Here is a 22,125-nt window from a genome sequence, read left to right as displayed (position 1 = left end):
GCAGCGGAACTTAGTGTCGGTTTCGAATCCAACGTGCGGTTTGCCTGTTCTCGGCGAGAGGAACGGATATGAAGGCGGAGCTGGCGATGTTCGGCGGCAAGCCCGCGGTACGTCCGGAATACCGGCGGCTGGAATGGCCGGTCGTGACCGACCGCGAGCGCGAAGCGGTGCTGCGCGTGCTGGACCACCGGAAGTTCACCGTCGGCGCGAAGAACGAGCCGGAGATCCACGGGCTCGAGTCGGAATGGGCCGAGTTCTGCGACACGCGGCACGCCGTCGCCGTGAACAGCGGCACGGTCGCGCTGGAGCTGGCGCTCACCGCTCTCGGCCTGCAGCCCGGCGACGAGGTGATCGTCCCGGCACTGAGCTACGTCGCCACCGCGATGGCGCCGCTGTACCAGCTGGCGATCCCGGTGTTCGTCGACATCGACCCCGTGACGTTCAACATCGACGTCACGAAGATCGAGGAGAAGATCACCAACCGGACCCGCGCGATCATTCCCGTGCACCTCGGCGGCCTGCCCGCCGACATGGACGAGATCTGGGCGCTGGCCAGGAAGTACGACCTGCTGGTCGTCGAGGACGCCGTGCAGGCCCAGGGCGGCAAGTACCGCGGTCAGACGATCGGCTCGATCGGCCACGTCGGCTGCTGGAGCCTCAACGTCGAGAAGTCCATCCCCACGTGCGGTGAGGGCGGTCTCGTCACCACCGACGACGAGGACGTCGCCGAGCGCATCCGCAGCCTGCGCATCCTCGGTGAGGACCTCAGCACCGAGGAACGCCTCTACGTGTCGGCGACCCGCGGTTCCAACCTCAAGCTGAGCTCGGTGCTCGCCGCGTTCACCCGCGCGCAGCTCGCCAGTTTCTGGGACTACCAGGACAAGCGCGACGAGAACATCCCGGTGTTCCTCGACCGCCTCGCCCAGCTGCCCGGCATCGTGATTCCCACGGTTCCCAACGACCGCACGCACATGTGGCACATGCTGCGCTTCCGTTTCGACGCCGAAGCGGCCGGCCTCGACGGCCTGTCCGACGGCCGGTTCCGTCAGGCGCTGCGCCGCGCGTTGCTCGCCGAGGGCGTGCCGCTGACGCACTACCAGATCATCCCGCTGCCCGGTCAGCCCGTGTTCACCAAGCAGGACGCGTACGGCCAGGGTCTGCCGTGGTCGCTGCCCGGCGCGAACCCGCAGACCTACGACCTCGCCGACTACCCGGTCACGTGCCAGGTCATCGAGGACTCGCTGTGCCTGCGCCGTATGCACCTCAACCCGGACGCCGCGCCCGCGCTGGACGAGTACGCGTCCGCGTTCGAGCGGGTGTGGAACAACCTCGACGTCGTCGGCCGCTTCGCGCGGCAGCTCGACTACGCGCCGCCGTGGGCCGCGGTGCCGGGGTACCAGGCCAAGGTCGGTGCGGCGTGACGGTCCACGCCGAGGCACCGACCGGTCTGTTCGAGCTGGAACGGCGGGCGCTGGCCGTGCGCGAGTCGATCCTCGCCATCGGCGCCGGCCCGATCGGCACCCACGTCGGCGGGTCGCTGTCGGCGGCGGACATCCTGGTGGCGCTGTACTTCGACGTGCTGCGGATCCGTCCCGAGGAACCCCGCTGGGACGGCCGCGACCACTTCATCCTCAGCAAGGGCCACGCCAGCGCCGCGCTGTACTCCACGCTCGCCGAACGCGGGTTCTTCCCGCGCGAGGAGCTCGACACGTACGGCACGGCGAGCGGCAGGCTGATGGCGCACCCCACGCTGTCGGTGCCGGGCATCGAGTTCGCCACCGGGTCGCTGGGCCACGGCCTGTCGCTCGGTGTCGGCCTCGCGCTGGCGGCGAAGCGGGGGTTGCGGGACAACCGCGTGTTCGTCGTGCTCGGTGACGGCGAGCTGCAGGAGGGCTCCAACTGGGAGGCCGCCATGTCCGCCGCGCATCTCGGGGTGGACAACCTGGTGGCGATCGTCGACCGCAACCGCCTGCAGATCAGCGGCTCGACCGAGGACCGCATGGGCCTGGAACCGTTGACCGACAAGTGGCGCGCGTTCGGCTGGAACGCGTCCGTTGTGGACGGTCACGACTTCGCCGAGCTGGTGCCGGCGTTGCGCGACGCTCCCGGTGGTGGCCGTCCGGCCGTGCTGATCGCCGACACCGTGAAGGGGCGCGGCGTGCGGCACCTGGAGCACCGCAAGCAGGGCCACTACGCCAAGCTCAGCCCGGCCGCGTACGAACGGGCACTGGCGGCGTTGCGAGCGGCGGCATGACCAGTCCCACCGCCGCCTCCGACCGGGAGGCCTACCGGGCCACCCTGCTGGAGCTGGCCCGCTCGGACAGCCGCATCTGGTGCCTCGACTCGGACACGGGCGGTCTGGAGAAGACCTTCCAGGACGAGCTGCCGCATCAGTACGTGGACGTCGGCATCGCCGAGGCCAACCTGATGTCGGTCGGCGCGGCGCTGGCGAGCACGGGGATCCTGCCGTTCGTCAACACCATGGCGGCGTTCGCGTCGGCCAGGGCGCTGGAACAGGTGAAGGTCGACATCGCCTACCACGCCCTGCCGGTGCGGATCGTCGGCACGCACTCCGGGTTCTCCGCCGCGCACCTCGGTCCGACGCACCACGCGCAGCAGGACATCGCGGCCATGCGCACCCTGCCGAACATGACCGTGCTGACGCCGGCGGACGCGGCGGAGACCGTGCGGATGGTCAAGGCCGCCGCCTACCTGCCCGGCCCGGTCTACCTGCGGATCGGCCGCAACGCCACCGATCCCGTCTACGAAAACGAAACCGACTTCGTCATCGGCCGGGCGAACGAGCTGCGGGCCGGCCGGGACGTCACGATCATCGCCGCCGGCTCGTACCCCTGCCTGTTCGCACTGGAAGCAGCGAATCGCCTGGCTGAACAGGGCATCGACGCCGCCGTGCTGAACATGCACACGATCAAGCCCCTCGACATGCCCGCACTGATCAAGGCCGCGGGCACGACGAAAGGCATCGTCACCGTCGAGGACCACTCGGTGCTGGGCGGGCTCGGTGGCGCGGTCGCCGAGGCCGTCTCCGTGCACCGGCCGACCCGCGTGCTGCGGGTCGGGCTGGCGGACGCGTTCTGCGCCAAGCCGGGCACCCATCGCGAACAGCTCGTGGCGGGCGGCGTCTCACCCGAGCACGTCGTCAGCGCGGCACGAGCGATCGTCCACAGTGGATGATTTTTTGGGGATGAAAGGAACAAAGTCATGACAACCGCCACCGTGAGCACCTGCCCCGACTGCACGGAGACCGTACCGGTACCGGACGGGCTGCGGGTGACGTCCATCGTCGTGTGCCCCGGCTGCAAGGTCGAGCTCGAGGTGATCAGCCTCGACCCGGCCGAGTTCGCGCTGGCGCCGGAGATCGAGGAAGACTTCGGGGAGTAACCGTGCTGGCCGTCCTGACGACCCGCGCGCGCCTGGAAGAGCGGATGATCTTCACCGCGCTCGAACGGCGTGCGATCCCTTACGAGGCGGTCGACGACCGCACGCTGGTGCAGGACCTCGCCGGTTCGGCACGCCGGTACACCGGGGTGTTCAACCGGATCATGTCGCACACGCGCAGCGTGTACGCCGCCCGGCTGTTCGAGGCGACGGGTCATCAGGTGCTCAACTCCAGTGCGGTGATCGACACCTGCGGCGACAAGATCCTCACGTCGCTGGCGCTCGTGCGCGCCGGTCTGCCGACGCCGCGGACCGTCGTGTCGATCACCCCGGATTCCGCGCTCCAGGCGATCGAGATGATCGGGTACCCGGCGGTGGTCAAGCCCGCCGTCGGGTCCTGGGGCCGCCTGCTGTCCAAGGTGAACGACCGCGACGCCGCGGAGACGTTGATCGAACACAAGCAGGCTTTGAAGTCACCGCAGCACAACATCTGGTACGTCCAGGAGCTCATCGACAAGCCCGGTCGCGACATCCGCGTGATCGTGCTGGGGGACCGGGTGGCGGCCGCGGTGTACCGGCGGTCCGAGCACTGGATCACCAACACCGCGCGCGGCGCCACGACGGAACGATGTGAGCTCACACCGGACCTCGTGAAGCTGTCGCTGCGGGCTGCCGAGGCGGTCGGTGGCGGCATGCTCGCGGTGGACCTCATCGAGCGCTCGACCGGCGAGCTGCTCGTCACGGAGGTCAACCACACCATGGAGTTCCACGGGCTCGCGGCCGTCGCGGACGTCGACATCGCGGAGCTGATCGTGGACCACGTTCAGGAGGTGCTGCTGCGATGAGAGCGGCAGTGATCGGTGGTGGCGGATACATCGGCGGTGAGCTCGTCCGATTGTTGTTGCAGCATCCCGAGATCGAGCTCACGCACGTCACGTCGTCGAAGCACAGCGGCCGGCCGCTGCGCTCGGTGCACCCCAACCTGCGGGACCAGACGGATCTCGTGTTCGTGCCGGACGAGGAGGTCACGTCCGCCGACGTCGTGTTCCTCGCGGTGCCGCACGGCGCGGCGATCGCGTCGATGGACCGGTGGGCGTCGGTGGCGCCGCGGATCGTCGACCTGAGCGCGGACCACCGGATCGTGGACGACTCGTTGCGGGAACAGTATTACCGCGGGCAGGCGCCGGATCCGGGATGGCTGGCCAAGTTCGTGCGCGGGATTCCCGAGCTGCACCGCGACGAGTTGCGCGGTGCGTCGCACATCTCGGTGGCCGGCTGCATGGCCAACGCCGGGATCCTGGCGCTGCACCCGCTGGCCGCGGCGGGGTTGATCGACGGACCGGTGCAGGTCGACGCGCGCACCGGGTCCAGCGGCGGCGGCCGCACGCCCGACGAGGGCAGTCACCACCCGGAGCGCAGCGGCGCGTTGCGCATGGCCAAACCGCACGGGCACCGGCACATCGCGGAGATCCGGCAGTCGACCGGGGCGCACGTGCACATGTCGGTGACCGCGATCGAGGCCGTCCGCGGGGTGCAGGTCGTCTGCCGTGTCACGCCGTCGCGCCGCGTCTCCGAACGCGAGCTGTGGTCCGTTTTCCGGGCCGCCTATGGGAACGAGCCGTTCGTCCGGCTGGTACGCGAACGGTCGGCGCTGCACCGGCTGCCCGAGCCGAAGATCCTCAGCGGCACCAACTACTGCGACATCGGCTTCGCGCTGAACGCCGACGGCGACCATCTCGTCGTCGTGGCGGCACTGGACAACCTGGTGAAGGGGGGTGCGGGCAATGCCGTCCACTGCTTCAACATCGCGTCCGGCTGGGACGAGGCCGCGGGACTCCGGTTCGCCGGTCTCCACCCGGTCTGAGACGTACGTGATCAAGGTCGGTGGTTCGCTCGGCGACGACATGTCCCGTGCGTGTGCCGACATCCGGGACCTGGTGCTCTCCGGCGCGTCCGTCGTCGTCGTGCACGGCGGTGGTGCGGAGTCCGACAAGCTCGCGCTCGAGCTGGGTCGTCCGCCTCGCTATCTCACCTCAACGAAGGGGCGTCGCAGCCGTTATACGGATTCGCTCGCGTTGGACGTTCTCACTTTGGGAATGCTCGGTCGCGTCAAGCCGCCGCTGACGGTGTCGCTGCTGGGCATGGGGGTGCGCGCGGTCGGACTGTCCGGAATAGACGGTGGCCTGGTCACGGCACGGCGCAACCCGCCCGCGCGGGTCGTGGTCGACGGCGAGGAACGTGTCGTCCGCGATGACCTCGCCGGCCGGATCGTCTCCGTGGATCCCACGTTGGTTCGGACGTTGCTGGACGCCGGGTTCGTGCCCGTGGTGTCTCCGCCGGCGTTGGATCCCGCTGTGGGGCCGTTGAACGTGGACGCGGACCGGTTCGCCGCCGAGCTCGCGATGTCGCTGGGCGCGGACTGGTTGATCATCCTGTCCAACGTGCCGGGCCTGCTGCTGGACGCCGCGGATCCGTCGAGCCTGGTCACCCGGCTGCCGTCCGGCCGGTTCGAGGAGTACCTGGACGTGGCGGGCGGCCGCATGAAGGTGAAGCTGCGCAGCGCGGGTGACGCGCATCGGGCGGGAGTGCCGCACGTCGTCCTCGCGGACGGCCGCTCGGACTCGCCCGTGCACGCCGCGCGGGCCGGTGCCGGAACGACGTTCGTCGAGGGGGACGTTCAATGAACGCCGAAGAGCTGCTGCGGCGGATGGTCGACATCCCGTCGCCGTCGGGGGAGGAGTCGGCGCTGGCCGCCTACCTCGCCGAGGTGCTGCCAGACCTGGGGTTCGACGAGAGTTATGTCGACGAGGTCGGCAACGTGATCGCGCGCCGCGGTCCTGCCGACGCCCCGATGATCATGCTGGTCGGGCACATGGACACCGTGCCGAGCCAGGTGCCGATCCGCCAGGAGGGCACGCTGCTGTACGGGCGCGGCACGGTCGACGCCAAGGGGCCGCTGGCCACGTTCATCTGTGCCGCGGCGTCGGCGCGGCTGGAAGGCGTGCAGGTCGTCGTCGCCGGGGTGGTCGAGGAGGAGACGTTCGGCAAGGGCGCCACGCACCTCGCCGAGACGTTCCGCCCGGCTGCGGGCTACGTCGGCGAGCCCAATGGGTGGGCCGGCGTCGGCATCGGCTACAAGGGCCGCGTCATGATGCGGCTCGACGTCAGCCGGCCGTCCGTGCACACCGCGAGCCCCGAGGAGAAGGCCTCCGAGGCGGCCGTGGCGTTCTGGAACAAGGTGGTCTCCTACTGTGCCTCGGACTCCGAGAAGGCGTTCGACCGTCCTATCCCGACACTCGTCGAGATGACCGGCGACATCGAGGCCGCCTCGATCACCCTGTCGGTGCGCACGCCGCCGGGGTTCGACCTGCCGGCGTTCGAATCGTTCGTGGTCTCTGCGGCTGGTGATGACCTGCTGGACATCACGGACCGCACGCCCGCGGTCCGTGTGGACACGGCAGGGGCCGCGGTCCAGGCGTTGAACGCGGCCATTCGCGCCCGCGGGGAACGCCCGCGGCTCAAGCTGAAGACCGGTACCGCGGACCTCAACATCGTCGAGCCCGCGTGGCAGGTGCCGATGGCGGTGTACGGGCCGGGTGACTCGTCGCTCGACCACACCGACCGCGAGCACATCGACCTCACCGAGTACGGGCGAGCCATCGACGTGTTGACCGACGCCCTGGAGCGGCTCGCCGTTACGCTCGCTTCATAGACCACCAGCGCCAGGCCCCAGCGTTCCTCGCGATCTCCGTCGCGATGGTCCTCTGGGGCCTGGCGCCGGTCGCCACCCGGTACCTCGTGCTGTCCGCGGACCCACTGGGCGTGATCGCGATCCGCCTGGCGTTCGCGTCGGTGTGCTTCGCGCCGCTGCTGCCGTGGATCCGGCCGATTCCCTTGTCCCGCAGAATGATCGCGTGCGGGCTGGTCGGGATCGTCGGCTACAACATCCCGATGACGTACGGCATTCAGCACGTCCAGGCCGGTCTGGCCGGCGTGCTGCTCGCCACCGAGCCACTGTGGATCGCGCTGCTCGGCGTCGTGTTCCTGCGGGAACGGTTGACCCGGCCGTTGCTGCTGGGGTTCGTGGTGGCTTTCCTGGGTGTCGTGACGTTGAGCGTGGGCGGCGGTGTCGCGTTCGACTCGTCGATGCTGCTCGGCGCGTCCCTGGTGTTGCTGGGCGCCTTCATGTGGGGCGTGTACTCGGTCGCCGTCGGGCCGCTCGTGCACCGGTACGGGGCGCTTCGGGTGAGCGCGGTGACGTTGTGGATCGGGACGTTCCCGCTGCTGCTGTTCTCGGTTCGCGCGGTGTTCACGCAGCACCTGTCCACAACGGCGTGGATCGTGCTGTTCCTCTACGGCCTGGGCCCGCACCTGATCGGCATGCTGCTGTGGAACCACGGGGTCGCGGTCGTCGGCAGTACGCGGGCCGGGCTCCTGCTGAACCTGTACCCGGTGGTCAGCGTCGTCGGCGGTGTCGCGCTGCTCGGTGAGCACGTGACCGCGTGGACGCTGACCGGCAGCGCGATCGTCCTGCTGGGGTTGGTGATCTCCCAGCTAGGCGACGTGATGGCCAGGACGCGGGACGGGTAGCGGCGTCGCGAACGCGGCCAGCGGCGGCCGGTGCGGCCGGGCGATGGCGAGCTTGTGCAGCCACGGCAGGTTCGACCGTTCCTGCGCCAGCCACAGCTCGGCGCGCTGCGTGACGTCGCGCAGCAGGCCGGGACCGATCTGCACGATCGCGTCCGGCGCGCTCATCGCCTGCGCGGGATGCCGGGCCTGGTTCTCCAGCCACGAGAACACGTCCACGAGCCGGTCCAGCGCGCTCGCCAGCTCCTCGTGGTCGAGCTCCACATCAGCGAGCTGCCGGGCCCGCAGCCGGGTGAGCGGGTGGAACTCGTAGTGCGTGCCGCCCAGCTGGTTCTCCGTGACGACGTCGAGCAGCTGGTGGTCGACGAGCTTGTCCAGCAACCGCTGCGCCTCGTCCTCCGAACCGCCCGCGACCACGGCCGCCACCCACGCCGAGATCTGCGGCAGGTCCGGGATGCTGAGCTTCAGCCACAGCTCGCGTTCCTGCAGGGTGAGCCGGTCCGCGGCGGCGGACAGGCGAGCGCCGGTGTCGAGCGAGCCGTAGGTGAGCTCGGCGATGCGCCGCGTCTCGTCGCTCAGCTGCTCGGCGAACCGGTCGAGCCGCGCGGTCGGCCTGGTGTGCAGCCGCGCGCCGGCGGCCCGGATCGCGAGCGGCAGGTGCCCGCACAGCTCGACGATCACGCGCGCGTTCTCCGGCTCCCGCGCAACCCGCTCGTTGCCGATGAGCCGCGCCAGCAACTGCACGCCGTCCGACGACTCCAGCCCACCGATCTGCCGCACGGCCAGCCCCGGCGTCTCGACGAGCCCGGACTGCGACGTCACGATCACCGCGCTGTCGCTGCCTCCGGGCAGCAACGGTTCGATCTGCGCGCCGCTGGCCGCGTCGTCCAGCACGACCAGCAACCGCTTGCCCGCGGTGATGCTGCGGAACAACGTGGCCTGGTTGGCCAGGTCCGCGGGAATGCTGCGCTCAGGCGTCCCGAGCGCGGACAGGAACCCGTGCAGCACGTCCTGCGGCCGCCGGTCCTTCAGGTCCGCGTGCAACTGCCCGTCCGGGAACCGCTCCCGCGCCCGGTGCGCGGCGTGCACGGCGAGCGCCGACTTGCCCACCCCGCCGCGCCCGATGAGCGCGATGGTCGGGGATCCCTTGCGCAGCTCGTGATCGAGCCACTCGAGGTGCTCGGCGCGCCCGGTGAAGTCGCCGACGTCGGATGGAAGTTGAGCCGGGATCTTCGTGGCGTACCGCGCGCGCTGTGGCTGCGGCGAAGAGATCGGTTGCCCGGCGATGATCCGCCGGTGCAGGTCCTGCAACCGTGCACACGGGTCGAGCCCGAGGTTGCTGACGAGCGTCGCCCGTCCCGCCCGGTACACGGCGAGCGCGTCGGCCCGGCGGTCGGACAGGTAGAGCGCGGTCATCAGCCGGCCGCGGAGCTGTTCCCTGAGCGGGTGCTCGTCCACCAGCAGCCGCAGCTCGCTGACGAGCTCGCGGTGACGTCCCATGGCAAGCTCGATGTCGAGGCACTCCTCGAGCACTGAGAGTCTGCGCTCTGCCCAGTACGCCGCAACGGCCTCGATCGCTGGACTCTCGAGTTCGGCAAGCGGCCTGCCTTGGAAAAGGTTCAGCGCCGCCCGATACTCCTCAACAGCCCCGCCAAGGTCACCGTCCTCAGCCCGCTCCCGCCCGCGCAGCATCGACTTCTCGAACACCTGCGCGTCCAGGCACCCTTCGGGCAGCCGCAACAGGTACCCGCCGCGCGCGGTCTCGATCAGCCCGGTCCCACCGGCCCGCTCGAACGCGCTGCGCAGCCGCCACACACACGTCTGGATCTGCTTGTCCGCGGTGACCGGCGGCGCGTCCCCCCAGACGGCGTCGATGATCCGGCCCACCGACACGACCTTGTTCGCCTCGGTCAGCAACAACGCGAGAACCGTCAGCTGCCGATTCTTGGCGAGCTGTACCACTTTCCCGCCTATGGTCACCTGAAGTGGCCCAAGAATGCGGAAGAAAACCTCGGTATCCATACCCGCCCCCCGGCTGTCGGAGTGTCGACCGAACTCTCGCAGCGGGAGGTGGAACGAAACTTGAGCGCACCTCGAAGGTCTAGCCGATGATCTCGTCCTCGAGCCGGCAGGCCTCGTCGATCAGCAGTCTGGCCAGCTCGGACATGAAGTCAGGCGACACGCCCAGGGCGCGGCCGCGCTCGGCGTAGGCGGCTCGCACGGCGGCTACGCGGTCCGGCTGCATCATTGGGATTCCTTCGGCTTTCTTTACTCTCGCGACCTCGGAACACACCTTCAGCCGGTCGGCGATGAGTTCGGCGAGCCGGCCGTCCAGAACCTCGATACGTTCCCGGAACGGGCGCAGAATCTCCATGGAATCAAGCTAGGAGGTGACAGTCTCACGGTGCTCTTCCGGCGAGACTCCACCGCGCCTCCACGTGGTTGGTCTTTGCTCGGGTGCCGGTTCCGTGGTTGCTCGTTTGGCTGCCGCTTGCGTGGTTGCTCGTTTGGCTGCCGGTTGCGTGGTTGCTCGTTTGGCTGCCGGTTGCGTGCGTGGTCGCTTGGCTGCCGGTTTCGTGCGTGGTTGTTCTTTTGTTGGCTGTCGGTGTCGTGGGGCGCTGCGTCTTCCGGGACGCGCTTCGCGCGTGCGATTGGGGCTTGACTTGGGGCCCCTCGCGGCGTGGTGGGCCGGCTCCGCCGGCAGATGCAAGATCTGCCGGCCCGACAAGGGCTACCACGCCGCACCCCAAGTCAAGCCCCAATCGCGTTTCGTACGTGCCCACCAGACGCGCCCCACTCTGGGTGCGTGGTCGCCTCTTTGGCTGCCGGTCTCGTGCGTGGTTGCTCGTTTGGCTGCCGGTGCCGTGCGTGGTTGCTTGGTTGGCTGCCGGTGCCGTGCGTGGTTGCTTGGTTGGCTGCCGGTCTCGTGCGTGGTGGTGGCCTTCGGCTCGGTCGCCGGACCCGCAGGTGCCCAAATCGGCTCGCGCTCCGCGCATCGCCCGGACGGCCCATCAACCGCGCGAGTCGTACGTTCCCGACCCCCGAGTCGTACGCTCCCGTCCCCAGAACCGCTGGCCCGGAACTGTCGGCCCCCCTCGCTAGCCTGGATACGGGGGCAGCTCACAACCGCCGCGTGCCGACACACCCCCAGCCGACCGTAGCGCCAGCCTCCGACAATTCCGGCCCACACCAACCGTCCCGTGCGTGGTTGCGTTGTTCGTTGGTCGCTGTTCCCCCGATGCCCAAAGGGTGCCCGCCGAGTGCGGTTTGTCGCACTCGGCGGGCACCCTCGTGAATCGGCTAGCTCGCGGACCGCTTCGACACGTTGTGCCCGGAGACCTCGACGACTGGCTGCGCGCCACCAAGGTCGGACTGGCGGTACTCAGCTCGGATGATCTGAGTCTCGCCGGGGAACAGCGTGATGTAGTTGTCCGACCAGTCGACCGGCAGCACCTCGGCGCCACCGGAGCCCTTGCGCACCGAGGCACGCAGGAAGAAGGCGACGCTCGTGCCGGTGTTCTTGACCGTCACGTGCGTGGCCAGCCTGCCCTCGCCGGTGCCGGGGGTGGTCGCGCTGGACACCGAGACCTGACCGGCCTTCAGGCTGCTCAGGCCCTTCAGGTCGGCGTAGGCGGACTGCGGCGTGTACCACCAGTCGCCGCCGCCGTAGTTCAGCGTGTCGGCCTTGGTGGACAGCCAGTAGACGTTGCGGTCGATCACCTTGCCGCTGGAGTCCTTCAGCAGCAGACGCGCGAAGTACGCGCCGGACAGACCCGCCGGCTGCGGCAGGTTGCCCACCCGCACGGAACCGTTGGCCTTGGCCGTGACGTTGCGCGTCTCGTCGGCCTTCTGCGTGCCGTCGGAGTTGAAGACGGTCACCTGGACGCTGAGACCATCGACGTCCTGCAGGCCCATGTTGACGACGGCCAGCGACTTGTCGTCGTAGGAGTACTGCACGTGCAGCGCCTTGTTCGCCGTCTTGGCACCGAAGTACGACCCCGCGGTCGCGAGGTTGTAGTTGTAGAGGTGCCAGTAGAGCTTGGGCCACGGGTCGTTCTGCATCCAGTAGATGACGCCCTGCGCCTGGTTGCCGCCCGTGTCGGAGAAGTCCCGGCCGAACGCCTCGAACTGCGCGCGGTTCGTTTCGTACTGCTGCAGCTGCGCCTTCTTGACGAAGTCGTTGACGTTCGCCGGCTTGCCGTAGCGGTTGTCGAGAGCCGTGCCCCAGATGCCGAACTTGCTGAACGTGCTCGACGGGGACAGGTGGTACTGCTTGGCGTTGTAGTCCGTCAGCTTGTCGATCTCGCCCTGGCTGAGGAACTTCTTCAGCTCGTCCATCTCCGGGATGGCCGGGCCGGGGCCGATCTCCGACGCGAAGCCCGCCGAGCCGCCCTTCTGGTTGTTGTACCAGTAAACCGGCGGCTCCCACCAATACGGGCCGTCCATCTTCATGCCCGACGCACCGAGTTGCGGCGAGCTGCGTCGCGCGGCCGCCGTGACGACCGGCGTCTGCCAGTCGGCGCGCTTCAACGCGTCGAGATAGATCGTCTCGACCGCGGCGACCGGAGCCTCGTCGCTGCCGATGAGGAACGTGAAGACGCTGGGGTGGTTGCGGATCCGCTTGGCCTCGCCCTCGGCGGACGCGCCCGCGACCTTCTTGTCCTCGGCCGAGAACCCGCCGGTGTTCTGCCACTTCGAGCAGCACTCCCAGCCGGTCATGATCATGATGCCCATGCGGTCGGCCATGTCGTAGATCTCGTCGTTCTCGGGCTTGCCCTCGAGACGGATCGTGTTGAGCCCCATGGACTTCGTGAGCATCAACTCGTCGGCGATCTTCTGCACGTTGGTGCGCAGGAAGAGATCCGACGCCCAGCCGCCACCGCGCACCAGGAACGGCTTGCCGTTGATCTGGTACTGCCGGTTGCCGCTGATCATCTTCGAGGTGACCTCGCGGATGCCGAAGGTCTCCTTCTGCTCGTCGGACTTCGCGCCGTTCACCGTCGCCGTGGCGGTCGCCTCGTAAAGCGGCGATGCGCCCATCTGGAACGGCCACCAGATCTGCGGGTTGCTCACGTTCAGCGTGAACGTGAGCGTCTTGGTCTCGTTGGCGTTCAGCGTGACGTTCTGGCTGTAGTTCTGGCCCGCCGCGCTGCCGGCGACGGTCGTGGTGACCGTGCCGCCGGTGTTGTTGCGCGCGTCGACCTTCACCGTGACCGTGGCGCTGTTCAGGCTCGGCAGCGGCAGGTCGGTGAGAACGTGCAGGCCGCGCAGGGACACCGCGCCGCTGGTGACCAGGTCGACGTCGCGGAACAGGCCCTGGTTGCGGTCGGGCGGCAGCTGTGACCAGTCGATGAAGTGGATCACCAGGTCCTTGGTCGGGTCGGACGGCGACGCCTTGATGGCGATCGCGTTGTCACCCTTCTTCAGCAGACCCGTGACGTTGAACTCGTACGTCGGGTAGGCGCCGATCACCGTGTCGGTGCCGGCGACCTTCTTGCCGTTGATCCAGATCTCACCGCGGGAGATCACGCCGCCGTTGAGCTTGAGGAACGTGCTCACGCCCGGCTGCGGATCGGCCTGGAAGACCTTGCGGTACCACCAGGGGACGCTGAAGTCGCCCTTGTTGACCTTGCTCAGGTTGTTCGAGTAGTTGACGTCGCCGTACTTGTTGTTGGCGATCAGGCCGGCCAGCACGGTGCTCCGCGCGGGCACGGTCAGCCAGCCGGCGTCCGAGTAGGACGGACCGGAGATCACGTCACCGCCCTGCGTGGCCTTCGCGCTGCTCTGCAGCCGCCAGTCGGGAACGGTGGAGGTCTTGCCAGGGTTCGCCGCGACGTTCAGCGGCTTGCCGGTGCCTGGGACAGGTCCCGCGTTGGCGGCGGCGTCCGGCACGAGCACTGCCAGACCCATCGCCGCCACGACCAGCAGGGGAATCGGTCGTCGGAGTGTTCTCCCTTTGGGCAGCATGTCGCTCCTCGACGCATCGGGGCGGCGGCGCTTCCGGGGATCGTAAAGAAGGTTTCCTGTTTAATGAAGGTGCGGCAATGCGCCTTCTGGGTGACGCGGGCCACACCGTTCGCCACACTCCGTACCCGCTGATCCGCTACGTTGGCCTGCATGCGTCGTGTTGCGCTCTTGTTCGCGCTGGCTGTGACCGTGACCGGATGCTCGGAACCGACGACTGGAACGCCGAGCGCGGGTGATCAGACCTCCGCTACCTCGGGCTCGCAGACCAAGGCGCCGACCAGCTCGAAGGCAGCGGTGTCGCGGCCGAAGAAGATCGACCTCAAGCCGGTGCAGTCCGATATCTGCTCGCTGCTCACTGACGCCCAGCGCCAGCAGTTCGGTCTCAAGAAGGTGGAAGAGTCGCGGCCGTCCAGCTTCCTCAAGGACGCGAAGCGGTGTGCTGCGAACACCGACGACAACCTCATTCCCGACTACACCGCGGTGACCGGGGAGGGTGTCGAGAAGTACAGCTCCGGCAACGGCGTCTCACCTGCGCAGGTCGGTGGCTTCCCCGCGTACAAGCGGGCTGACGACCACAACTGTGCGCTGGCGATCGACGTCGCGGATGGGCAGATGCTGATGGTCAGCTACTCGACGATCTCGTCCGGGAAGGGCGATGTGCTGTGTCAGAAGGTCACGCCTTTCGCGGAAGCCGTGATGGCGACCTTGCTCAGCCGGTAGCTGAACCGAGTAGAACTGCTCATATTCCGGGGGAACCATCCACTCGCGTCATACATCAGAGATAGAGTCGTCCCAAATGCACACGCAGGCGTTCGCGCTGCACTGAGGAGGGTGTGCCGTGTTTCTCGCGGATGGTGGGGGCTCCGGCCAGACGCTGCCGGACTACAGCGGTCAGCAGAAGCTGAAGGTCGATCCATCAGCGATCCCGCAGGCCAGGGCGGCGTTCGAGCACGCGCTGGACCAGCTGAACACCGAGCTCAAGAACAATCCGGACCTTTTCGTCCGGCAGCCGTGGGCCGAGGACCCGGTGAGCAGTGAGACTGCCCAGCGGTTCAACCAGGACACCACGGACAACGCCCTGAAGGCGCTGGACGGCTACCGGCTGCAGCTCGAAGGGGTCATCGAGCAGCTCAAGGGGATCGAGAACCAGTACCGGATGACCGAGGGTGACAACGCCGCCCTCTGGGGCAAGCACCACAGCTGAGGGGGGATTGAGGAATGTCTGACCACCGCTGGCGCGGCTACTCACACGAAGAGCTGCACACGATGATCAACGGCGGTCCCGGCGTCGCGACCTCGCATCCGCTCGAGGACCAGTGGAAGCGGATGTCCGAGTCGCTGGCTCGGATCGACTCCGACCTGCACGCCGCACTGGGCAAGATCGGCGCGGGCTGGGAGGGCAGCACGGCCGACGCGACCCAGAACGCGCTGTCGCCGCTGGCCCAGTGGGCCGGTGACGCGCAGCAGGGCTCGGACGTCATGAAGCTGTCCGCGCAGCTGCAGGCCGACTACATCGCGGACGCCCGCAAGAAGATGCCGGCGCCCGTCCCGGTAACGACCGAGGCCCCGGACGGCTGGGACATCGCCAAGGGCGTGATGACCGGCCCGTTCGGTGCGGCCGACGTCATCAAGCAGCAGCGCGACCACGAGGCGCAGGAAGCCGCACAGGACAACGCGCAGGCGCAGGCGGTCAAGGTCATGGAGGACTACGACTCCTCCAGCACGTCGAACCGCGAGACCCTCGGTGAGTTCAAGGAGCCGCCGCAGGTCGTCATCGACACGCCTCCGCCGGCCGGCACGACGAACCCGAACGCGAACGTCGGCTACACGGGTCAGCAGCCGCCGAGCACCACCGGCCACAACACCACCACGACCCCGTCGTGGACGCCGCCGCCGTCCGGTCCGACGACGAGCCAGCCGCCGGTCGTGTCGCAGGACACGTCGACGCACACGTCGTGGGCCGACCCGACGCAGAACAAGCCGACGACGAGCATTCCGCCGACGCTGCCCACGCACGACACCCACACCACCACCCAGAAGCCGACCCCCGGCATTCCGCCGGTGTTCACGCGGCCCGGTCAGCCCACGGGCGGGCCCGGCGGCGGCAAGCTCGGTGGTCCCGGCGGCGGTGCCGGCAAGGGCCTGGCCGGTGGCAAGGCGTTCGGTTCGATGTCCGGTGCGCTCGGCAGCGGTAACTCCGCGGCCGGCAAGGGCATGCCGATGGCCGGCATGGCCGACGACATGCACGCCAACCGCGGTGCGGCTGGAGCCGGTGCGGCCGGCAAGGGCGGTACCGCGGGCGCCGCTGGTGCCGGTGGCGCCGGTCGGGGTCAGGGCCAGGGCGAGGACGACATCGAGCACAAGACCGCCGACTACCTGGTCGAGACCGACGACGTGTTCGGCGACGAGCGGCTCGTGGCACCGCCCGTGATCGGTGGAGCTCCGGAGGCGTGAGTTACTTCGGCGGCCCAGCGGAGAGGGAGCCGATCACCCTCTCCGCTGAGGAGTTCGACGTCGTCTGGGAACGGCTCGGCGAGCCGATGCCCGTGATCATCAAGGTCCCTTCGCCGGGAAAGACGCGGGACGAGCGCATCGCGTTCGAGAACCGCGTCTGGCAGGGACTGGACAGTCGCGGGCTCGGCAACCCCCGCGCGCTGGCTCCTGAGCTCGACGGCCTGCTGCGGATGTTCATCCGCCCCGAACGCGAGGTCGACGCCCGCTTCTGGATCGGCAAGAGCGTCCGCGTGCTGGCCGTCGGCAACGGCGACTACGGCGCGATGGTCACCAAGACCGGCGACCAGCTGGCGTTCAAGCCGTGCGCGGGTAGTGGGCTGGCTTCGGCCGTGCTCTCGAGCCTGCCCGCGCACCCGGCCGGCACCGGCCTCTCGGTGACGATGCCCAGCATCGACCTCGAGAAGGCCATCGCGAACTCCGACGGCTCGCCCAAGAGCATGGAAGCGTCGTTCCGCGGCATCGGGCTGCGGGACGACGACGCCAAGGCCATGGTCAAGATGTTCACCGGCCTCGTGCACACCGGGAACTTCGGCGCCGCCGCCCGTGATCGCTACGGCAAGCGGTGGCGGCCGGACCGCGTGGTCGCGTTCTTCGACACCGAGGAAGGGCGCTACCTGCAGCAGCGGCGGGCGTCCAACGGCACCGACGCGTGGAGCACGTTCTCCCCGACCGACTCCCGTCGGCTGATGCACCAGGTCGACGAGCTCCTGGCCGAGGCTGTGCGCTCCGCCGGGATCTGAAACCTTCGAGCTGTACCGAAGTGGGCGCACGTCTGGTTTGATCTGTGCACCGCCGCCGTGGCCAAGCCCCTTGGAGACGGCGAAATGAGCATCCAGAGACGGCGGTTCCTGCTGGGAACGGGAGCCGCGCTGCTTGGTTCGTCGGCGTTCGCCAGCGCCGCCGAGGCAGCACCCGCGACGTTGTGGGACGAGTTCGTCAAGAACCCGTACAACCACCCGCAGATCCCGAACGTGGCGTTCGCCGGATACCGCGCCGGCGAGCGCTTCCCGCGTCGGCCCGTGCGCGCGAACGTGCTGCTGTACGGCGCGAAACGCGACGGCTCCGAGGACGCCTCGAAGGCGATCAACAAAGCGATCGAGCACGTCGGGCGGTGCGGTGGCGGCACGGTCTACGTGCCGGCAGGTAAGTACCGGATCGACGACATCGTGCGCATCGGGTACGACAACGTCACCCTCAGGGGCGCGGGCAGCGGCAAGACGACCCTCTTCGCCACCAGGTCGCTCGAGGAGATCGTCGGCATCAACCGCAGCCGCTACGGCTCGGACAACTCGGCGTGGAGCTGGTCGGGCGGCCTGGTCTGGGTCTGTCACCGCGACCGCTGGCAGCCGCTCGTCGACGCGATCAAGGCGCACAAGTGGCCGTTCGAGGGCTGGACGGGCAACGAGCTGGAGCTCGGCGAGACCATCACCGAAACGAGCGCGGCACCGCGAGGCTCGTTCCTGCTGACGGTGAAGGACGGCCGCAAGCTCAAGGCCGGTCAGCGGGTGCTGCTGCGCGTGGACGACGACAAGCTCAGCCTGCCGATCCACATCGCCGGCGACATCCCCGGCGCCGCCACCTACAAGTGGGACGACAAGGACAAGCTGCTCAGCTACTTCCCGTTCCTGTGGCCGGTGCGGATCCAGTGGGTGCGCGGCGACAAGGTCAAGCTCACCCAGCCGTTGCCGATCGAGCTGCGGGACAACTGGAAGCCGCGCCTCACCACGATGGGGCCGGTGATCACCGGCGCCGGCGTCGAAGGCATCACCATCCAGCCGACCAAGGTGCCGCAGGGCAAACACCTGCTGGACAAGGGATACAACGGCCTCGCGTTCCAGTGCGCCTGGGACTGCTGGGCCGACGACGTGACGGTCCGCGACGTCGACAACGGCTTCCTTCTGGTGTCGTCAAAGGGAATCACGCTGCACAACACCAGGGTGGCCGGCCGCGGCAGCCACCACCCGTACGCGACCCGCGAGCAGTCGCACGACAACCTGTTCGACACGTTCACGATCGAGGCGCTGTCCGAACCGTCGCAGCCGGGCGTGGGCAACCACGGGCTGAACGTGGAAGGCCTGTCGTGCGGCAACGTCTGGACGCGCGGCACCATGCAGAACTACGTGTTCGACACGCACCGCGGCATGCCGTTCGGCAACGTCCGCACCGAGATCACGATCAACAACGTCGGCGCGCACGGCGGCAGTGCCAACGCGGGACCGTTGTACGGGGCCAGGTTCACGCACTGGAACATCAACGTCACCAACCAGCGCGCGGGCAACGTCCGGATCGACCAGGTGGCGCCGTGCAGCGCCACGGTCGCGATCTCGGAGGTCAGGGACTTCGGTCAGATCGACAAGCCGGACTTCACCGGGCCGCTCAACTCGCGGCTGGAGTCCTACGGCGTCACGGACGTGACGCCGCGCAACCTCTACGACGCACAGAAGAGGCTGCGTCGCTGGTCATGACAACAGGCGCCGCACGAACGGTGGGATCTCCGCCAGAGTGCGCGCGGTGACGACGACCTGGACACCCCGGCGCGGCCCGAGTGCGGCGACCCACTGCACCGCGCGGTCGATGCCGGGATCCAGGTCGTGGCACAACGCCCAGTCGTCGACCACCAGCACGGCCGAACGGGGCTCAGGGTCGAGGACGAGCCGCTCGAACCAGTCCAGCAGGCTGCGCGACCCCGGCTGGTCGGACGGGTCGAACGAGGCGGCCACGGGCAGCGGGTCGGCGCCCCGGCCGATCCGGTAGACCGACGCCGAGGGCGCCGCGGCGAGCAGCGCTCCCAGCCGCTGTCTCGTCTCGGCGCCCGGTCCGACCAAGGCGGAATTGTTGATCACTGAACTGGTATACCTGGTCACGTGCCCCCCAAACCGGTCGACCCGAACGAGCTGCGCGCCGCCCTCGAGGCCGTGCTGCCGTGGCTCGACGGCGAGGCCGAACAGCCCGAGCGCAAGACACTGGCGACTGCGGTGCGGCTGAGCCTGCGCACCCTCGAACAGATCGCGCCCGGCCGCAGCGTCGAGGTGCGCGTGCCGCCGTTCGCGGCCGTGCAGTGCGTCGAGGGACCGCGGCACACGCGAGGCACGCCGCCGAACGTCGTCGAGACGGACGCCCGCACGTGGCTCGAACTTGCCACCGGCCGTCTGAAGTGGACGGACGCGCAGGACAAGATCAGTGCGTCCGGCACCAGGGCGGACATCTCCGCCCTGCTGCCGGTGGTGCGTTTCTAGAACCAGGACCCGATCGTGTTGTCGTAGACGGACTTCGCGCCGTCCGCGATCGCACCGCCGGCGTCCTTGACGACCTCGACGCCGCCCTCGACGACGGCCTTGCCGCCCTCGTAGACGTCGCGGCCCAGCTCGCCGACGTTGCCGACGGTGTCGACGGCCCAGTCACCGACGTCGCTCGCGACCTCCTTGGTCGTGTCCCACGCGTGGCCCGCCGCGGCACCGAAGTCGCCGTGCGACACGTCGTCGACGACCTGGCCGCCACCGTGCCACACGTCCTCGCCGATGTCGGCGACCTCCTTGACGGTGTTGGTGCCCCAGTCGATCACCGGACCGGCGATCGGCAGGTCCGAACCCGGCACCACGTCCCGTGGCGTCGGGCTGTCCTGCCAACGCTGCGACGTGACCTGGTCGCCGTGACCGGTCGCGATCTTCGCCAGGTTGTCCAGCGACTCCGAGCCGTGGGCGTAGTACTGCGAGTGCGCACCGCCGATGCCCGTGCCGTCGGGGGTGCCGAACGTCTTGGCGCCGAACTTCGAGTCGTACGGACCGGTCGAGGAGCCGTCCTCGGTGAACCAGTCGCCGCTCGTGCCCTGCACGACCGGGTCGTGTTCGGTCGCACCCACGTACACGTGGCCGCGGCCCGCCGACAGCTGGTCCACACTGGACGCTCCGACGCCCGGCGAGCCGACGAACGCGATGTCGTCGGCGGCCAGCCCGTGGTCCTTGGCGGCGTAGCCGACGACCGTGCTGCCGTAGCTGTGGCCGATGACCGTGACGTGCGCGTCCTTCGTGTTCGCCGCCTTGTAGCCGTTCACGTCCTGCGCCAGGATCGCCGCGCCTTCCTTGGCCTGTGCCGGGTCGTTGACCTGGCCCAGGGAGAACTCCGGCGCGTCGTAGCCCAGCCACTGGATCGCGACGCCCTCGGCGCCCATCGCACCACTCAGCTCGGCCGCCTGGTTCTGCGCGAAACCGCTCTCGCCCAGTCGCGATGTCGTGCCCGGCACGCACACGGCCAGGTTCTTCGCGTCGTCCGGGTTGCCGTACGCGACGGCCATCGCGCCTTCCTTGGCACCTGGACCGTCCGGGCTGTAGTACAGGATGAACGCCTGCTTGCCCGCGGGATTCTTCGCCAGCTTGTCGGCGTTCTCGACCTCGTGCGCGGCGTTCGCGGCGTTCGTGGCGCGACGCTGGGCCTCGGCCTGCTGCGCGATGAGCTCCGACCCCTTCGGGTCGTTCATCAGCTTGTTGCGGCCGTCCTCGGTGTTCGGGTCGACGCCGAGTTCCTTCGCGCGCTCCGCGATCTGGTTCTTGAGGTCGGCGCTCTGCTTTGCGAAGCGGTCCTTGTCCTCGGTGATGCGCGCCCGGTTCGCCTCGTCGAGCACCTTGGCGGGCAGCCCGCGGAGCTGACCCAGCTCCTGGTATTTGGTGCGCTGCAGCTCCGCCTGCTGCTCGGGCGTGAGGGACTTCCACCAGTCCGCGACGGCCTTCGGATCCGTACCCGGCGGCGGCACGGGCGGCAGCGAACCACCGCGCTCGGCCGCACGGCCCCAGCCGCAGTCGGACATCGCGGTGTCGCCGAAGCCCGGCGTGATCTTGCCCAGGGCGCCCGCGTACGACCGCAGCACGCCCTCGTAGCTGGTCTTGACCTTGGTCAGCGAGTCGTTGACCTGCGTCGCGAGCTGGCGGGTCTGGTCCTCGTCGAGGCCCGGCGGACGGCTGCGCCACACGTCGATCGCGTTGTCGGCGGCCGAGCGCATCTGGCCGTACGCACGGGAAGCGGCCTGCAGGATGTCGACGCCCGCGCCCAGCCGTTCGCCCGCGGCACGGGCGGCGGTCGCGGACAGCTCGCCGCGCGCGCCGAACTTCGTGGCGGCGTCGCCGGTCCAGCTGCTGACGGCGGTCTGGGCGCCCTTGACCACCGACTCGCCGGCACGGCCGACCGCGCTGATCGCTCCGGTGATCGGGTCGGCGGCGGAGGCGATGCGGCCCGCGTCACCAGCGGCGAGGCGGGCGTAGAGAACCTCGGGGTCCGCGATGCTCATTTGCCACCGCCGAGCGCGTTGAAGATGTTCTGGAAGCTGATGCCGCCGTCCTCGTCGGTGCGCAGGTACGTGTCGGCGTTGGAGATCAGGCCGTCGGCCGCGTCGGTGAACCAGTCCGAGCCCTTGCGCAGGTCGTCGGAGTGGGTCGCGACGAACTTCGACAACGCGTCCGCGAACTCCGCCGCCGCGTCGACCTCGCCGAACGCGCTCGCGTCGAGCTGCAGCATCGAGATCATCTCGGCCGCCTCACGCACCGCGTCCGAGCCACTGGAGAACTCCTTCGACGCGTTGCGCAGCAGCTCGGGTTCCACACCGAACATCGCCACCCCCATCTGGTCCGCTGGACATGCGACGCAAGAGCATCATGACCGGTTCCACCC

Annotated in this window: 21 protein-coding genes; 15 read left to right on the top strand and 6 right to left on the bottom strand. The window is 69.0% G+C overall.

Annotated elements, in window-relative coordinates; genetic code table 11:
• Positions 1 to 68 precede the first annotated feature (68 nt).
• From QSK35_RS18240 to QSK35_RS18200, 9 genes are read left to right on the top strand one after another with little or no spacing between them, the layout of a single operon-like run.
• Positions 69 to 1,421 (top strand): DegT/DnrJ/EryC1/StrS family aminotransferase, encoded by a 1,353-nt coding sequence (locus QSK35_RS18240; RefSeq protein WP_285747595.1) that lies wholly within the window; start codon positions 69 to 71, stop codon positions 1,419 to 1,421.
• A complete protein-coding gene (locus QSK35_RS18235; RefSeq protein ID WP_285747593.1) occupies positions 1,418 to 2,254 on the top strand; it encodes a transketolase in 837 nt (278 codons plus the stop codon). The genes QSK35_RS18240 and QSK35_RS18235 overlap by 4 nt, the downstream gene beginning before the upstream one ends.
• Positions 2,251 to 3,195 (top strand): transketolase family protein, encoded by a 945-nt coding sequence (locus QSK35_RS18230; RefSeq protein ID WP_285747591.1) that lies wholly within the window; start codon positions 2,251 to 2,253, stop codon positions 3,193 to 3,195. The genes QSK35_RS18235 and QSK35_RS18230 overlap by 4 nt, the downstream gene beginning before the upstream one ends.
• Positions 3,196 to 3,222: 27 nt before the next feature.
• Positions 3,223 to 3,402: a lysine biosynthesis protein LysW gene (locus tag QSK35_RS18225; RefSeq protein WP_285747589.1), complete on the top strand. Its 180-nt coding sequence runs from the start codon at positions 3,223 to 3,225 to the stop codon at positions 3,400 to 3,402.
• Between the two features lie 2 nt (positions 3,403 to 3,404).
• Positions 3,405 to 4,244 (top strand): lysine biosynthesis protein LysX, encoded by an 840-nt coding sequence (lysX, locus tag QSK35_RS18220; protein WP_285747588.1) that lies wholly within the window; start codon positions 3,405 to 3,407, stop codon positions 4,242 to 4,244.
• On the top strand, positions 4,241 to 5,263 hold the full coding sequence (argC, locus tag QSK35_RS18215; protein ID WP_285747586.1) for an N-acetyl-gamma-glutamyl-phosphate reductase: 1,023 nt from the start codon (positions 4,241 to 4,243) through the stop codon (positions 5,261 to 5,263). Before lysX ends, argC begins: the two co-directional genes overlap by 4 nt.
• A 7-nt stretch (positions 5,264 to 5,270) precedes the next feature.
• Positions 5,271 to 6,083 carry a [LysW]-aminoadipate kinase gene (locus QSK35_RS18210; protein ID WP_285747584.1) on the top strand — a complete coding sequence of 271 codons (813 nt, stop codon included), beginning with the start codon at positions 5,271 to 5,273 and terminating at the stop codon, positions 6,081 to 6,083.
• Complete coding sequence (locus QSK35_RS18205) at positions 6,080 to 7,111, top strand: M20/M25/M40 family metallo-hydrolase (protein ID WP_285747582.1); 1,032 nt, start codon at positions 6,080 to 6,082, stop codon at positions 7,109 to 7,111. The genes QSK35_RS18210 and QSK35_RS18205 overlap by 4 nt, the downstream gene beginning before the upstream one ends.
• Complete coding sequence (locus QSK35_RS18200) at positions 7,108 to 7,989, top strand: DMT family transporter (RefSeq protein ID WP_352244101.1); 882 nt, start codon at positions 7,108 to 7,110, stop codon at positions 7,987 to 7,989. The genes QSK35_RS18205 and QSK35_RS18200 overlap by 4 nt, the downstream gene beginning before the upstream one ends.
• Here QSK35_RS18200 and QSK35_RS18195 read toward each other — a convergent pair.
• The 3 genes from QSK35_RS18195 to QSK35_RS18185 all read right to left on the bottom strand — a co-directional run bounded on the left by QSK35_RS18195 (position 7,954) and on the right by QSK35_RS18185 (position 13,953).
• Positions 7,954 to 10,008, bottom strand: a complete 2,055-nt coding sequence (locus QSK35_RS18195; protein WP_285747581.1) for an AfsR/SARP family transcriptional regulator — start codon at positions 10,006 to 10,008, stop codon at positions 7,954 to 7,956. The genes QSK35_RS18200 and QSK35_RS18195 overlap by 36 nt on opposite strands.
• A gap of 79 nt (positions 10,009 to 10,087) precedes the next feature.
• Positions 10,088 to 10,360 carry a chorismate mutase gene (locus QSK35_RS18190; protein WP_285747579.1) on the bottom strand — a complete coding sequence of 91 codons (273 nt, stop codon included), beginning with the start codon at positions 10,358 to 10,360 and terminating at the stop codon, positions 10,088 to 10,090.
• Between the two features lie 926 nt (positions 10,361 to 11,286).
• Positions 11,287 to 13,953 (bottom strand): glycosyl hydrolase 2 galactose-binding domain-containing protein, encoded by a 2,667-nt coding sequence (locus QSK35_RS18185; protein ID WP_285747578.1) that lies wholly within the window; start codon positions 13,951 to 13,953, stop codon positions 11,287 to 11,289.
• A gap of 150 nt (positions 13,954 to 14,103) precedes the next feature.
• On the opposite strand from QSK35_RS18185, the gene QSK35_RS18180 reads away from it, so the two are divergent.
• From QSK35_RS18180 to QSK35_RS18160, 5 genes are all read left to right on the top strand, one after another.
• Complete coding sequence (locus tag QSK35_RS18180; RefSeq protein WP_285747577.1) at positions 14,104 to 14,673, top strand: DUF3558 domain-containing protein; 570 nt, start codon at positions 14,104 to 14,106, stop codon at positions 14,671 to 14,673.
• A gap of 118 nt (positions 14,674 to 14,791) precedes the next feature.
• Positions 14,792 to 15,157 carry a transcriptional regulator gene (locus QSK35_RS18175; protein ID WP_285747575.1) on the top strand — a complete coding sequence of 122 codons (366 nt, stop codon included), beginning with the start codon at positions 14,792 to 14,794 and terminating at the stop codon, positions 15,155 to 15,157.
• A gap of 14 nt (positions 15,158 to 15,171) precedes the next feature.
• Positions 15,172 to 16,407, top strand: a complete 1,236-nt coding sequence (locus tag QSK35_RS18170; RefSeq protein WP_285747573.1) for a PPE domain-containing protein — start codon at positions 15,172 to 15,174, stop codon at positions 16,405 to 16,407.
• Positions 16,404 to 17,207, top strand: a complete 804-nt coding sequence (locus QSK35_RS18165) for an ESX secretion-associated protein EspG (protein ID WP_285747571.1) — start codon at positions 16,404 to 16,406, stop codon at positions 17,205 to 17,207. The genes QSK35_RS18170 and QSK35_RS18165 overlap by 4 nt, the downstream gene beginning before the upstream one ends.
• 84 nt (positions 17,208 to 17,291) lie before the next feature.
• Positions 17,292 to 18,932, top strand: a complete 1,641-nt coding sequence (locus QSK35_RS18160; RefSeq protein ID WP_285747569.1) for a glycosyl hydrolase family 28-related protein — start codon at positions 17,292 to 17,294, stop codon at positions 18,930 to 18,932.
• On the opposite strand, the gene QSK35_RS18155 is transcribed toward QSK35_RS18160, so the two are convergent.
• Positions 18,927 to 19,310 (bottom strand): hypothetical protein, encoded by a 384-nt coding sequence (locus tag QSK35_RS18155; protein ID WP_285747567.1) that lies wholly within the window; start codon positions 19,308 to 19,310, stop codon positions 18,927 to 18,929. The two genes, QSK35_RS18160 and QSK35_RS18155, sit on opposite strands and share 6 nt — an antisense overlap.
• 21 nt (positions 19,311 to 19,331) lie before the next feature.
• On the opposite strand from QSK35_RS18155, the gene QSK35_RS18150 reads away from it, so the two are divergent.
• On the top strand, positions 19,332 to 19,703 hold the full coding sequence (locus QSK35_RS18150) for a sterol carrier family protein (protein WP_285747565.1): 372 nt from the start codon (positions 19,332 to 19,334) through the stop codon (positions 19,701 to 19,703).
• Here the strand turns inward: QSK35_RS18150 and QSK35_RS18145 are convergent.
• Together QSK35_RS18145 and QSK35_RS18140 are read right to left on the bottom strand one after the other, a co-directional pair.
• Entirely contained in the window at positions 19,700 to 21,745 is a 2,046-nt protein-coding gene (locus QSK35_RS18145) for an alpha/beta hydrolase (protein WP_285747563.1), read from the bottom strand. The genes QSK35_RS18150 and QSK35_RS18145 overlap by 4 nt on opposite strands.
• Positions 21,742 to 22,065: a DUF2563 family protein gene (locus tag QSK35_RS18140; RefSeq protein ID WP_285747560.1), complete on the bottom strand. Its 324-nt coding sequence runs from the start codon at positions 22,063 to 22,065 to the stop codon at positions 21,742 to 21,744. Before QSK35_RS18140 ends, QSK35_RS18145 begins: the two co-directional genes overlap by 4 nt.
• Positions 22,066 to 22,125: the final 60 nt, after the last annotated feature.

The organism is Lentzea sp. NBRC 105346, assembly GCF_030269605.1.
In the GTDB taxonomy this organism is placed as follows: Bacteria; Actinomycetota; Actinomycetes; order Mycobacteriales; family Pseudonocardiaceae; genus Lentzea.
Note: the sequence above shows the minus strand (reverse complement) of the source record. Positions and strands in the feature narration are given on the sequence as shown.